General features: G+C 53.1%; 13 protein-coding genes and 1 pseudogene. 10 read left to right on the top strand and 4 right to left on the bottom strand.

Annotation, left to right across the window (positions count from 1 at the left end):
• Positions 1–7: 7 nt before the first annotated feature.
• Entirely contained in the window at positions 8–493 is a 486-nt protein-coding gene (locus ACLD4K_RS14545; protein WP_000070056.1) for a pyridoxamine 5'-phosphate oxidase family protein, read from the top strand.
• 114 nt (positions 494–607) lie between these two features.
• On the opposite strand, the gene pgm is transcribed toward ACLD4K_RS14545, so the two are convergent.
• Positions 608–2,248: a phosphoglucomutase (alpha-D-glucose-1,6-bisphosphate-dependent) gene (gene pgm, locus ACLD4K_RS14540; protein WP_000974385.1), complete on the bottom strand. Its 1,641-nt coding sequence runs from the start codon at positions 2,246–2,248 to the stop codon at positions 608–610.
• Positions 2,249–2,272: 24 nt separating this feature from the next.
• Positions 2,273–2,815: a replication initiation negative regulator SeqA gene (gene seqA / locus ACLD4K_RS14535; RefSeq protein ID WP_000848395.1), complete on the bottom strand. Its 543-nt coding sequence runs from the start codon at positions 2,813–2,815 to the stop codon at positions 2,273–2,275.
• A 184-nt stretch (positions 2,816–2,999) separates the two neighbouring features.
• Here seqA and ybfF point away from each other — a divergent pair, with 184 nt between their 5' ends.
• From ybfF to tcuC, 9 genes and pseudogenes are all read left to right on the top strand, one after another.
• Complete coding sequence (gene ybfF / locus ACLD4K_RS14530; RefSeq protein ID WP_000773245.1) at positions 3,000–3,770, top strand: esterase; 771 nt, start codon at positions 3,000–3,002, stop codon at positions 3,768–3,770.
• 133 nt (positions 3,771–3,903) lie between these two features.
• Positions 3,904–4,197 (top strand): LexA regulated protein, encoded by a 294-nt coding sequence (gene ybfE, locus ACLD4K_RS14525; RefSeq protein WP_001040939.1) that lies wholly within the window; start codon positions 3,904–3,906, stop codon positions 4,195–4,197.
• Positions 4,198–4,347: 150 nt separating this feature from the next.
• On the top strand, positions 4,348–4,878 hold the full coding sequence (gene fldA, locus ACLD4K_RS14520) for a flavodoxin FldA (RefSeq protein ID WP_001018621.1): 531 nt from the start codon (positions 4,348–4,350) through the stop codon (positions 4,876–4,878).
• A gap of 203 nt (positions 4,879–5,081) precedes the next feature.
• Positions 5,082–5,167: pseudogene (locus ACLD4K_RS14515) on the top strand (ryhB-regulated fur leader peptide).
• Positions 5,160–5,612 carry a ferric iron uptake transcriptional regulator gene (gene fur / locus ACLD4K_RS14510; protein ID WP_000131699.1) on the top strand — a complete coding sequence of 151 codons (453 nt, stop codon included), beginning with the start codon at positions 5,160–5,162 and terminating at the stop codon, positions 5,610–5,612. Before ACLD4K_RS14515 ends, fur begins: the two are co-directional and overlap by 8 nt.
• Before the next feature lie 114 nt (positions 5,613–5,726).
• Positions 5,727–6,653, top strand: a complete 927-nt coding sequence (gene tcuR, locus ACLD4K_RS14505) for a tricarballylate utilization LysR family transcriptional regulator TcuR (protein WP_411012053.1) — start codon at positions 5,727–5,729, stop codon at positions 6,651–6,653.
• Between the two features lie 97 nt (positions 6,654–6,750).
• Entirely contained in the window at positions 6,751–8,154 is a 1,404-nt protein-coding gene (tcuA, locus tag ACLD4K_RS14500; protein WP_000228705.1) for an FAD-dependent tricarballylate dehydrogenase TcuA, read from the top strand.
• Complete coding sequence (gene tcuB / locus ACLD4K_RS14495) at positions 8,141–9,280, top strand: tricarballylate utilization protein TcuB (protein WP_080097140.1); 1,140 nt, start codon at positions 8,141–8,143, stop codon at positions 9,278–9,280. Before tcuA ends, tcuB begins: the two co-directional genes overlap by 14 nt.
• Positions 9,281–9,330: 50 nt before the next feature.
• Positions 9,331–10,635: a tricarballylate/proton symporter TcuC gene (gene tcuC, locus ACLD4K_RS14490; RefSeq protein ID WP_000057014.1), complete on the top strand. Its 1,305-nt coding sequence runs from the start codon at positions 9,331–9,333 to the stop codon at positions 10,633–10,635.
• 48 nt (positions 10,636–10,683) lie between these two features.
• On the opposite strand, the gene chiQ is transcribed toward tcuC, so the two are convergent.
• Together chiQ and chiP are read right to left on the bottom strand one after the other, a co-directional pair.
• Positions 10,684–11,016, bottom strand: coding sequence for a ChiQ/YbfN family lipoprotein (chiQ, locus tag ACLD4K_RS14485; RefSeq protein WP_000722260.1), 333 nt, complete (start codon positions 11,014–11,016; stop codon positions 10,684–10,686).
• A 49-nt stretch (positions 11,017–11,065) separates the two neighbouring features.
• Complete coding sequence (chiP, locus tag ACLD4K_RS14480) at positions 11,066–12,472, bottom strand: chitoporin ChiP (protein ID WP_001258803.1); 1,407 nt, start codon at positions 12,470–12,472, stop codon at positions 11,066–11,068.
• Between the last annotated feature and the right edge of the window lie 426 nt (positions 12,473–12,898).

Genomic DNA, 12,898 nt, shown 5'->3' with positions numbered 1-12,898 from the left:
AATAGAAATGAGTAATCCAGAACGGGAAGTCACTGATATAGCAGAAATACTGGCTATTCTCAGTAAACACGAAGTGTGTCGAATAGGGTTTAACGACAATCTCTGTCCGTATGTTGTCCCCGTAAATTTTGGCTACGAGTATCAGAACGGACGCTGGATATTTTATTTTCACGGCGCACGCACCGGGAAAAAGATGCGTCTGTTACGTAAGAACCCGGCAGTATGCATTGAAATGGACGGCGACCATGCATTACTACGTGCCGATGACCCCTGTGATTATAGCTACGCCTACACCAGCGTTTTCGCCACCGGACTGGCATCGATATTGCAAACACGCGAGGAGATGCGCTACGGCCTGGACGTCATTATGCGCCAGACCGATCCGGGAAAAACCTTCAGTTATCGGGAAGATATGATGAAAGCGGTTTGCGTGGTGCGTATCGAATGCGACGCCCTCACCTGCCGCCGACATCTGGCGACTCAGAGCGAATAAGTCAGATATCACAAGCGCCTTATCCGGCCTGGAGGCGGTTTACAGGCCTGATAAGCACAGCGCCGTTAATATAAAAAAGGAGCCGTAAGGCTCCTTTTTCTTCCATATCGCCCATCAGGCGTTTTTCAATACTTCGCTAACGATTTCAACGGCTTCTTTCTCAATCTGCTTGCGATGTTCTTCCCCCAGGAAGCTTTCGCAATAGATCTTGTAAGCATCTTCCGTACCGGATGGACGCGCGGCGAACCAGCCGTTATCGGTCATTACCTTCAGGCCGCCAATCGATGCGCCATTACCCGGCGCTGCGGTAAGACGCGCGGTGATCGGGTCGCCTGCCAGAGTGCTGGCGCTGACCATTTCCGGAGACAGTTTAGACAATGCCGCTTTCTGGGCCGAGGTCGCTGCCGCCTGCAGACGGTTATAGCTCGGCGCGCCAAAACGCGCTGCCAGTTCATTGTAATGCTCTTGTGGGTTTTTCCCGGTAACGGCGGTGATTTCCGCCGCCAGCAAGCACATGATGATACCGTCTTTATCGGTAGACCACGGCGTACCGTCGAAACGCAGGAACGAAGCGCCCGCGCTCTCTTCCCCGCCGAAACCAAAGCTGCCGTCGAACAAACCGTCAACAAACCATTTGAAGCCTACCGGCACTTCCACCAGCTTGCGTCCCAAATCATTCACCACGCGGTCAATCATCGCGGAAGAGACCAGCGTTTTACCGACAGCCACGTCTTTGCCCCACAGCGGACGATGCTGGAACAGATAGTTAATGGCGACCGCCAGATAATGGTTCGGGTTCATCAGCCCTGCAGGCGTCACGATGCCATGACGGTCGTAGTCCGGGTCGTTGGCGAAGGCCAGGTCAAACTTGTCACGCAGCGCCAGCAAACCCGCCATTGCGCATTCGGAGGAGCAATCCATACGGATCGCGCCATCTTTATCAAGGTGCATAAAGCGGAAGGTTTGATCAACCTGATCGTTGACTAACGTCAGGTTAAGCTTGTAATGCTCTGCGATACGTTTCCAGTATTCAATACCGGAGCCGCCCAGCGGATCAACGCCCAGCGTCAGACCGGCTTTCTGAATCGCCGCCATATCAACGATATCCGCCAGCCCTTCGACAAACGGCTGTACCAGATCTACCGCTTTAACGTGGCCCGAGGCCATTGCCGCATCCAGAGAGATGCGCTTAACGCCTTGCAGGCCGCCCGCCAGCAGCGCATTGGCGCGATCTTCTACCACTTTAGTGACGTTAGTATCCGCCGGGCCGCCATTGGGCGGATTATATTTAATACCGCCATCTTCCGGCGGGTTGTGCGATGGCGTAATGACAATACCATCAGCCAGCGGGCCGCCTTTTTTGTTATGGACCAGGATAGCATTTGACACGGCAGGCGTTGGCGTGAAGCCATTATTTTCCTGCACGATAACGTCTACGCCGTTTGCCGCCAGCACTTCCAGCACGGAAATGAAGGCCGGTTCCGAGAGCGCATGGGTGTCTTTCCCCACATAGCAGGGGCCGGTAATGCCATTTTTCGCCCGCTCTTCAGCAATCGCCTGGGCGATCGCCAGAATATGCGGTTCGTTGAAACTGTGACGACCTGCGCTACCGCGATGGCCGGAAGTGCCAAATTTCACGGCATGTTCTGCATTCCCTGCCTCCGGTTTCAGTACATAATACTGCGCCGTCAGTTGGGCGACGTTAATCAAATCACTCTGTTGCGCGGGTTGTCCTGCGCGGTTGTGGATTGCCATTGCCTGGTCCTTCTAATGCAAGGATTAAATTGTTCCGCAAACCTTTTCAATCAATTCCGCCGGGAATTGCATTGACTGCATGATGTGTTCGATCATGCTGCATTTACGGCCGGTGTTGGTGTTGGTGATCACCCAGTACGGCGTGCCGGGAACGTGCTTAGGTTTAGTTTGATTCCCATTTTTCAGCAGCGTTTGTTCATCCGCCGCAAAATAGACGCGCGTGCGGCCATGCAACGACTCCGTCGCCTCCGCAAACGCGTGGTGATCCAGTGAATAGAGTGTAGTCAGAATCAGCATAAAGCGGTTGACCGCTTTTTTCTGCTCGGCATATTCGTCAGACAACAACAGCTCACGCATCGCGCGAACTTTGTCTTTTACCGGGTTGACCGGTTTCGCTTCGGCAACGGGTTGCGCCGCAGGCGTCCCCTTCACCGCTGAAGCCGTTGGCTGTGTCGTGGCGGAAAACTTCAACATACGCCGTAAAATGTCGGATGCGCTCTCGCCGATATGCTTGGTGTGGCTGGCAATATAGCTATAGAGTTCATCATCAACTTCAATCGTTTTCATCTTAATCCAGTGCGATGTCTTTGCTGAATACAAGTCATTGGGATTATAGGAACAAATCCCAACAGCGGATAGCGTTAAGCCCGGCTGACAAAAAAACTCGGAGTAAACCTTAGAGGTTGCAGCCCAGTGGCAGAATGGTCAACATAATACCCTAACCCGACAGAGCGAAAAAAAGAACTTTGCCATGAAATTAAACATCCGAGCGCAATCTGCACAAAACCTGCACAATAATTCCCCCATCGTTCTCGTTCATGGCCTGTTTGGCAGCCTGGACAACCTCGGCGTACTGGCGCGCGATCTGGTGACCGATCACGACATTATTCAGGTCGATATGCGCAATCATGGTTTATCGCCGCGCGATCCGGTCATGGATTATCCGGCAATGGCCCAGGATCTTCTGGATACGCTTGACGCGCAGCAGATTGAAAAAGCGACGTTTATTGGTCATTCCATGGGTGGAAAAGCGGTAATGGCGCTGACGGCGCTGGCGCCCGATCGCATCGATCGTCTGGTCGCGATTGATATCGCCCCCGTGGATTATCACGTTCGCCGCCACGATCGCATTTTCGCGGCCATTAACGCCGTCAGCGAATCCGACGCGACATCCCGCCAACAGGCGGCAGGGATTATGCGCCAACACCTCAACGAAGAAGGCGTAATCCAGTTTCTGTTAAAATCCTGGGCTGAAGGCGAATGGCGTTTTAATGTTCCGGTATTATGGGAGCAGTATCCGCATATCGTCGGCTGGGAAACCATTCCGCCCTGGGAACATCCGGCGCTGTTTATTCCAGGCGGTAACTCGCCGTACGTGACCGAAGCGTACCGCGACGCGCTGCTGGCGCAATTCCCTTTGGCGCGCGCGCATGTGATCGCCGGCGCGGGCCACTGGGTACATGCCGAAAAACCTGAGGCGGTTCTGCGCGCCATCCGCCGTTATCTGCACGATAAACGCTAACTGATTAAAAACTCATCGCCTGTGCGCGATTACGCGCGCGGGCGTTGGCGTCGCTTCCTCGCTGATGTATGATGGCGCGCTATCCATCCGGGCATAAGCCTGGCTGATTGTTTCCCCCGAAGTCACCAAAATCATGGCCAAAGAACAAACGGACCGTACGACATTAGATCTGTTCGCGCACGAGCGTCGCCCGGGACGACCTAAAACGAATCCGCTTTCGCGCGATGAACAGTTACGCATCAACAAGCGCAACCAGTTAAAACGCGACAAAGTTCGTGGCCTCAAGCGTGTCGAATTAAAACTCAACGCACAAGCGGTTGACGCGCTGAATGAGCTGGCCGAAGCGCGCAACATTAGCCGCAGCGAGCTCATTGAAGAAATATTAATGAAGCAGCTTATGGCGCTGCGCGGCCAGGGTTTAGTCTGAAAATAAGTTTTGTTTCATATTTCGTGTAGCAGAGCGTGCAGTCCCGCGTGATTGCTGTTTCCGCATATCTGCCTGTTCTGCTATGATTGCCCTTATCCGTGGGCAATTCGCCACCACCATTTCAATAAGTTTCAAGAGGTTATTTTACTCATGGCAATCACTGGCATCTTTTTCGGCAGCGACACCGGTAATACCGAAAATATCGCAAAAATGATTCAAAAACAGCTTGGTAAAGACGTTGCCGATGTGCATGACATTGCAAAAAGCAGTAAAGAAGACCTGGAAGGGTATGACATTCTGCTGCTGGGCATCCCAACCTGGTACTATGGCGAAGCGCAATGTGACTGGGATGACTTCTTCCCGACTCTCGAAGAGATTGACTTTAACGGTAAGCTGGTGGCGCTGTTTGGCTGTGGCGATCAGGAAGACTACGCGGAATACTTCTGTGATGCGCTGGGCACGATTCGCGACATTATTGAGCCGCGCGGCGCCACGATTGTGGGTCACTGGCCAACCGCAGGCTATCATTTTGAAGCCTCTAAAGGTCTGGCTGACGACGATCATTTTGTCGGCCTGGCGATTGACGAAGACCGTCAGCCTGAGCTGACCGCCGAGCGTGTTGAAAAATGGGTTAAGCAAGTTTCAGCTGAATTGCACCTCGACGACATCCTCAACGCCTAATCTTATGCGGCGCAGCGTTATATCTGCGCCGCATCAATAGACAAGACCAATCAAAATAATTGCTACAAATTTGTAACTTTCGCACCCATCCCTGTACAATGTCCGGGTGTAATCAGGTGGCGCCAAAATTTGCAGGCAAAACCACAGTTTTATTAACATCTGCGAGAGACTTGCGGTTTTCATTTCGGCATGGCAGTCCTATAATGATACGCATTATCTTGAGTGCAATTTCTGTCACTTCTCTAATGAAGTGAATCGTTTAGCAACAGGACAGATTCCGCATGACTGACAACAATACCGCATTAAAGAAGGCTGGCCTGAAAGTAACGCTTCCTCGTTTAAAAATTCTGGAAGTTCTTCAGGAACCAGATAACCATCACGTCAGTGCGGAAGATTTATACAAACGCCTGATCGACATGGGTGAAGAAATCGGTCTGGCAACCGTATACCGTGTACTGAACCAGTTTGACGATGCCGGTATCGTGACCCGCCATAATTTTGAAGGCGGTAAATCCGTTTTTGAACTGACGCAACAACATCATCACGACCATCTTATCTGCCTTGACTGCGGAAAAGTGATTGAATTTAGTGATGACTCTATTGAAGCGCGCCAGCGTGAAATTGCGGCGAAACACGGTATTCGTTTAACTAATCACAGCCTCTATCTTTACGGCCACTGCGCTGAAGGAGACTGCCGCGAAGACGAGCACGCGCACGATGACGCGACTAAATAAGTGTAAATCTTTCGAAGAGCCAACCGCCCGGTTGGCTTTTTTATATCCTCCTCTTTCCTGCCGCTTGATGTTGATTTAATGTAAAAAACGCTATCGCATCTCAGGAGAGCAGGAATGGAGCTTCGCCAGTTACGCTATTTCGTGCGTATTATTGAAACCGGCAGTATGGGCAGCGCCGCACAGGATCTTGATATTGGCGTTTCAGCCTTAAGTCAACAGATGTCCCGTCTGGAAAACGAGCTTGCTATCCGTCTGCTGCAGCGCACCTCGCGCGGCGTAACGCCAACCAACGCCGGGCTGGCCTTTTATTCGCAGGCGCAACTCGCCCTGCGTCATGCCGACGACGCGATTCTCGCCGCCAGAGAAGCGCGCCTTTCCGGTCATGTGAGCGTAGGAATGGCCCCCAGTACCGCCTCCATACTGGGTATACCGTTTATCCATGCCATGCAGGAAAACTATGCCGATGTCCGACTGCATGTGGTGGAAAGCTTGTCCGGTAATCTGGAAAGAATGATCAATACCCGCCAGATTGATTTAGCCGTTGTCTTTCAAAAAGATAAAATCCTGCGCTGGAGCGCCAGACCGATCCTTGAAGAACAGCTTTTTCTGATTGGCTCCCATGCCCTGCTGGCGGCGCTTCCTGATAACCCGATCACACCTGAACAACTGGCAGGCATTCCGCTCATTATGCCAAGCCTGGGACACGGGCTGCGCGGCAGGCTGGACGCTGTCTGCCAGGAACATGCGCTTAACGTTGAAATCGTCGCGGAAATTGACGGCCTGGCGTTGTTGATGCGCGCCGTGCGCGACGGTCTTGGCGCCACGTTGCAGCCCGGCGCGGCGATTTCTCACCTGGATAACGACGCGCTACGCGTGATCGGCGTCCATAATCCGGTACTCAGCCGCCCCAATTTTTTAGTCAGCCTGTCGGATGATGAACTGACGCCCGCCGGCCTTGCCGCCAGAGTAGTCCTTACCAAAGTTATGCGTCAGTTAGTCGACGCCGGTGAATGGCCAGGCGCAACCCTTTACGCTTACTAAACCCCTGTTTAGCGCTACCTGATAGCGCGCCGCTTATTTATCCGTATACATTTCAATTACAAATTTAACAAATAGTTAAATGGTACGGGAGTATAAGATGGTTGATGTACTGGTGATAGGCGGAGGCAATGCCGCATTATGCGCCGCCCTGACCGCACGGGAAGCGGGCGCATCGGTTCTGCTGCTGGAGGCTGCCCCGCGGGAATGGCGCGGCGGAAATTCTCAGCACACACGAAACCTGCGCTGTATGCATGATGCGCCGCAGGATGTGCTGGTAGAAAGCTATCCTGAAGAGGAATTCTGGCAGGATCTGTGGCGAGTCACCGACGGCAACACCAACGAGGCGCTGGCGCGGCTGGTCATTCGCACCTCTTCGCAATGCCGCGACTGGATGCGCAAACATGGCGTTAACTTTCAACCGCCACTGTCTGGGGCGCTCCACGTTGCGCGCACCAATGCGTTTTTTATGGGCGGCGGGAAAGCGCTCGTCAATGCCTATTACCGTAGCGCCGAACGGCTGGGCGTACAGATTCGCTATAACACGCCGGTTCACGCGCTTGAACTTCATGACGGCGAATTCGTAGCAGCGCTGGCGGGTAGCGAACGTATTACCGCCAAAGCCTGCGTATTAGCGGCTGGCGGTTTCGAATCAAACCGTGAATGGCTGCGGGAAGCCTGGGGAGAAAACGCCCGCGGCGAATGGCCCGCGGATAATTTCCTGATTCGCGGCACGCGTTTTAACCAGGGCGTATTACTCAAATTTATGATGGATGCCGGCGCGGATATCATTGGCGATCCGTCCCAGTCGCACTGCGTAGCGATTGATGCCAGGGCGCCGCTGTACGACGGCGGTATTTGTACTCGCGTGGATTGCGTATCGCTGGGTATTGTCGTGAATCGCGACGCCGAACGTTTTTATGATGAAGGCGAAGATTTCTGGCCGAAGCGTTACGCCATTTGGGGGCGGCTGGTGGCTCAACAGCCAGGACAAATTGGCTATTCGATTATTGACAGCAAAGCCATCGGCCACTTTATGCCGCCGGTTTTTCCTGGCGCGCAGGCCAATACGTTGGCTGAGCTGGCCTGCCAGTTGGGGCTGGACGCGGAAAAATTTACCCATACCGTCACGCAGTATAACCAGGCCTGCCAGCCCGGTCATTTTGATCATACCTTGCTTGATGACTGCGCTACTAAAAACCTGACGCCGGCGAAAACCCACTGGGCGCGCCCGCTTGATGCACCGCCCTACTACGGTTATGCGCTGCGACCCGGCATCACGTTTACCTACCTGGGCCTGAAAGTCAATGAACGTGCCGCGGTGCATTTTGCCGGTCATCCAAGCCGCAACCTGTTTGTTGCTGGCGAGATGATGGCAGGAAATGTTCTGGGCAAGGGGTATACCGCAGGCGTAGGCATGTCTATCGGCACAACCTTTGGCCGCATTGCGGGAATAGAAGCCGCCCGCGCGGCGCACAAGGAGGCGCAGCATGAAACAGCTTGAAAAATTAATCATTGAGGCCACCGTGCTTACCGAACCGGAAGCCGAGGTCGAACGCGTCATGCAAGTGTGTAACGCGTGTCGCTACTGCGAAGGTTTTTGCGCGGTATTTCCGGCGATGACCCAGCGGCTCGAATTCGGTAAAGCCGATATTCATTATCTGGCGAATTTATGTCATAACTGCGGCGCCTGCCTGCACGCGTGCCAGTACGCACCGCCCCATGAATTTGCCATTAACGTGCCGAAAGCGATGGCGCAAGCCCGCCTGGAGACGTATCAACAGTATGCCCAGCCCGCCGCTTTTGGCGCGTTATACCGCCGGGCGGGGATCACCGTCGCGCTGGCGCTGATAGTCGGTCTGACGCTCTTTTTATTACTGGCGATGGCGCTGAAAGGGTCGCTGATTCATCCACCGCTGGCCGGTGACTTCTATCAAATTTTTCCGCATAGCCTGCTGGCATGGATGTTTGGCTCAGTTTTTGTGCTGGCAATCGGTTTGCTTATGGCGGGCGTAATTCGCTTCTGGCGTGAGATCTCGCCGGGCGTACCGCGTTCGGCGGAGATTGCGGAAGCGTCGCACAATGCGTTAACGCTGAAATATCTCGACGGCGGTCACGGCAAAGGCTGTAACGAAGCGGACGATGCGTTCACGCTGCTGCGCCGTCGCTTTCATCACTTTACCTTCTACGGTTTTATGCTCTGTTTTGCCGCCACGGTCGTGGCGACGGGCTATCACTATGTCGCCGGTTGGGAAGCGCCCTATCCGTTCTTTAGCCTGCCGGTCATGCTCGGCACGCTGGGCGGTATCGGTCTGCTTATCGGCCCGGCCGGGCTACTGTGGCTCAATCTGCGGCGGTCGCCGTTACATGGCGATGCGCGCCAGAAACCCATGGATCGCGGCTTTATTCTGCTGCTGTTCTTAACCAGCCTTACCGGGCTGGCGCTGCTGGCAGGCAGAGACACCAGCGGAATGGGCATACTGCTGGCGCTCCATTTAGGCGTGGTGATGGCGCTCTTTCTCACCCTTCCCTACGGAAAATTCGCCCACGGATTTTTCCGCTGCGCGGCCTTACTCAAATGGGCAATTGAGAAGCGACGCGGAAAACATGCGGGAGATACAGGCAACTGACCCGCAACATCTTACCCATAAAACAATAAAGACAGTGGAGAGCAAACCCTATGGCACAACACACACCTGCAACATCGCGCGCCGGCACGTTCGGCGCAATACTGCGCGTGACAAGCGGCAATTTTCTTGAACAGTTTGATTTTTTCTTGTTCGGATTTTACGCCACCTATATCGCCAGAACGTTTTTTCCGGCGGAAAGCGAATTTGCCTCATTAATGTTGACCTTTGCCGTCTTTGGCTCCGGTTTTTTAATGCGCCCCGTCGGCGCGATTGTGCTTGGCGCCTATATTGACAGAATCGGACGTCGTAAAGGGCTGATGGTGACGCTGGCGATTATGGGCTGCGGTACGTTGCTCATCGCCCTCGTCCCCGGCTACCAAACGATCGGCCTGGCAGCGCCTGCGCTGGTGCTGTTGGGCCGGTTATTACAAGGATTTTCTGCGGGCGTTGAGTTAGGCGGCGTCTCAGTCTATCTGTCCGAAATCGCAACGCCAGGCAATAAAGGGTTTTATACCAGCTGGCAATCTGCCAGTCAGCAGGTCGCGATCGTTGTCGCCGCGTTGATTGGTTATAGCCTGAATATCACGCTGGGACACGACGCGATATCGGAGTGGGGCTGGCGAATTCCGTTCTTTATCGGCTGTATGATCATTCCGCTGATTTTTGTTTTACGTCGTTCATTACAAGAAACAGAAGCGTTTTTACAACGCAAGCATCGCCCCGACACCAGGGAAATTTTTGCAACTATCGCCAAAAACTGGCGCATTATTACGGCCGGAACGCTGCTGGTGGCGATGACCACCACAACGTTTTATTTTATCACCGTTTATACGCCGACCTATGGCAGAACCGTGCTTAATCTCAGCGCGCGGGACAGTTTGATCGTTACCATGTTGGTGGGGGTGTCCAATTTTATCTGGTTACCCATTGGCGGCGCGATTTCCGACCGGATTGGCCGTCGCGCCGTGTTAATGGGCATTACGTTGCTGGCGCTGATCACCACCTGGCCCGTCATGCAGTGGCTGACCGCCGCGCCCGACTTTACCCGCATGACGCTGGTACTGCTGTGGTTCTCTTTCTTTTTTGGCATGTATAACGGCGCAATGGTCGCGGCGTTAACCGAAGTGATGCCAGTCTATGTGCGTACCGTTGGTTTCTCGCTGGCCTTTAGCCTGGCGACGGCAATTTTTGGCGGCCTGACGCCGGCCATCTCTACCGCACTGGTAAAGTTAACCGGCGACAAAAGCTCGCCCGGCTGGTGGCTGATGTGCGCGGCGTTATGTGGACTTGCCGCGACGGCGATGCTGTTTGTACGTCTGAGTCGCGGCTATATCGCGGCAGAAAATAAAGCCTGAAAAAACCACGGGCGGAAAACATTCGCCCGTGGGTGGCAAGGCAGGGTTTTATTGCACATTATTATGACTGCGAATTTCCTGCCAGACCTTATCGCAGTCAGCCTTGACCGCCTGATCGTTACCCGTGCGCGTCGCCTGAATGCACTGCTGATAGTCCAGTACCCGCACACTTTCTTCGTTAGCAAATTGCTGATGTTTGCGCTCTTTTTTAAGGACATTCAGTACGCTTTGGCAGGCCTCTATCTTCTCAGGCGAGCCCTGTGCGGTATTGATACAGGCGCTGTACGCCTCTTTCAGCCGGCTATCTTCTTCCGGCGCGGGTGATGACGCACAGGCCGTCAAACCAGCGGTCATGCTGGCGATGAGTAAAATTTTTTTCATAGGTCGTTCCTCAACAGCGCGGCAGACCGGCTGCCTGCCGCATCTGACATCAGAAAATAGTGAATGGCGCAATAACGATAAATTTCACGTCACGCTCATCCTGGAAGATGTTGCCGTAACCACCGCCCCAGCTTGGAATATTGGAGTGGTTGTCATATTCGGTGAAGTGCAGCTTGAACATGGTGCCTTTGGCACGCCCCTCCTGCAGGGTATAGACCGCATCCAGACTGTATGAGGACTCTTCGATAGTGCGGTTTTTGTCGTAGTAAGCATCCGGGTTACTTTGCCAGGTTGCCGGTTTGGCATCCCAGGCGTAAACGTAAGACGCGCCCACAGCCCAGCCCGGCAGATTCCAGTTTTTCAGGTCATACATCGCGCCGAAGAAAACCGCCTTTTCACCGTTAGCGTTAAAGTCGGAGCGGTTATCCCACCAGATATCCAGACGACCGTTTGAAGAGGCGTAGGTTGGCGTCATACGTTGCAGAAAATAGCCCTGCTGACCGTCCGCTTTCACCCAGGTACCTTCCAGACGCAGGTCAACCACTTCCGCGACTTTGTAGCCGAAGGTCAACGCCTGCAGCCAGGCCGTACCGTCGTAAATATCATTCACGCTGCGATCGTCTACTTTGTCGCGCGCGCCGTAGAACTGGTAACTGGTGGTGAACGGATTGCCGCCTAAATCAAATTTATAGCTGGCCTTTGCGAAATATTGATCGACATAGCCTTCGGACTGACCAAACGCCGCTTCCAGCACCAGATCATTTTTGAAGTCGTACTTCGCGCCGATGGAATGGAGGTAGTCCACATTGGTTTTTTTATCCGCCTGATAAAACTTATCCATTTCGGTATGCCACGGCGCTTTATATTCGTTAGTCCACATGTAGGAAAAACTTAACGCGCCTGCATCGCCATAGTCAAAACTGGCGCCGGCTTCCGCACCCTGATAAGTACCCGGCATAAAACTCCAGTGCGGCGCTAACAGCGTCTGACCAGTAGGCTGAATATAACCGGCGCGCGCCCAGACCGGGCCATATTTAAATTTCGCAGCGGCTTTATAAAGACTGATACCGCTCTTATCGCCGGAATAGTCTTCGTCGTAGCCTTTATTCTTTTTCGAGAAGGCAATTTCGTTTGGATGACCGCTGTCGCCGTTTTCTGCCATTTCAATCGCGGTAAACGCCGCGATATCCAGACCGAACATATCCGCAGCGTAACCAGACTGAAAATCCAGGTTAGCGTTCCAGGTCGCATGAGAAAGGTTAGTTTTATATTTGTCGCCGTCGGTCACATCTTTGCGATCGCGTTCACGCTGCCAATAATAGATGCCGCCCGTTAACGTGGAGTCGTCGAAAAAGCCGGAGGCTTGCGCCTGCGGAACAACGATCCACCCCGACATTGCTGTGATACCGGCGATAGCCAGAGCCAGCGTACTACGTTTGCCACTAAACGTACGCATAAGTTAATCCTCTTTGACGTATAAATTGCTGCCGACAAAAGCGAACAGCGAAAAAATAAAAATAAAAAGTAGCGCTGAGAAACCTCATTTACTACGTTAAATAGACTATTTTTCGCGATGCGAATTATCAATCTCTTTCTGTAACCAGTATGTAATAATATGAGCAACCGCACATATTTAATTGCTTTCTGTTACATTCGGCTGCTGGTGGGGGAAGCAGACCGCCAGAAAGAAAATTGACTTGTTTTCCATAGGTATGAAAATAATTGTCTCCTGTTGACCTGACGCTTATAACATTTAGATTAATAATCATTTATCAGATCAATAATTTTCAGAGAATAATTAATTCGCCTCGCAAAAAAGAGAATCGACTTAGAGCCTATCCCACCAGGCGTTATTGGCGCAGCCAGTTTGGACACGGACAGC

Origin of the sequence: Salmonella sp. 741265055_HSA (assembly GCF_046569525.1) — a bacterium.
GTDB lineage: Bacteria > Pseudomonadota > Gammaproteobacteria > Enterobacterales > Enterobacteriaceae > Salmonella > Salmonella enterica.
The sequence above is the reverse complement of the archived record's forward strand: the minus strand, read 5'-3'. Positions and strand labels throughout refer to the sequence as shown.

Bases quoted from the DNA above. Each gene is read 5' to 3' on its own strand.
- ACLD4K_RS14545 (WP_000070056.1), top strand. From the start codon at position 8: ATGAGTAATCCAGAACGGGAAGTCACTGATATAGCAGAAATACTGGCT.
- pgm (WP_000974385.1), bottom strand. From the start codon at position 2,248: ATGGCAATCCACAACCGCGCAGGACAACCCGCGCAACAGAGTGATTTG.
- seqA (WP_000848395.1), bottom strand. From the start codon at position 2,815: ATGAAAACGATTGAAGTTGATGATGAACTCTATAGCTATATTGCCAGC.
- ybfF (WP_000773245.1), top strand. From the start codon at position 3,000: ATGAAATTAAACATCCGAGCGCAATCTGCACAAAACCTGCACAATAAT.
- ybfE (WP_001040939.1), top strand. From the start codon at position 3,904: ATGGCCAAAGAACAAACGGACCGTACGACATTAGATCTGTTCGCGCAC.
- fldA (WP_001018621.1), top strand. From the start codon at position 4,348: ATGGCAATCACTGGCATCTTTTTCGGCAGCGACACCGGTAATACCGAA.
- fur (WP_000131699.1), top strand. From the start codon at position 5,160: ATGACTGACAACAATACCGCATTAAAGAAGGCTGGCCTGAAAGTAACG.
- tcuR (WP_411012053.1), top strand. From the start codon at position 5,727: ATGGAGCTTCGCCAGTTACGCTATTTCGTGCGTATTATTGAAACCGGC.
- tcuA (WP_000228705.1), top strand. From the start codon at position 6,751: ATGGTTGATGTACTGGTGATAGGCGGAGGCAATGCCGCATTATGCGCC.
- tcuB (WP_080097140.1), top strand. From the start codon at position 8,141: ATGAAACAGCTTGAAAAATTAATCATTGAGGCCACCGTGCTTACCGAA.
- tcuC (WP_000057014.1), top strand. From the start codon at position 9,331: ATGGCACAACACACACCTGCAACATCGCGCGCCGGCACGTTCGGCGCA.
- chiQ (WP_000722260.1), bottom strand. From the start codon at position 11,016: ATGAAAAAAATTTTACTCATCGCCAGCATGACCGCTGGTTTGACGGCC.
- chiP (WP_001258803.1), bottom strand. From the start codon at position 12,472: ATGCGTACGTTTAGTGGCAAACGTAGTACGCTGGCTCTGGCTATCGCC.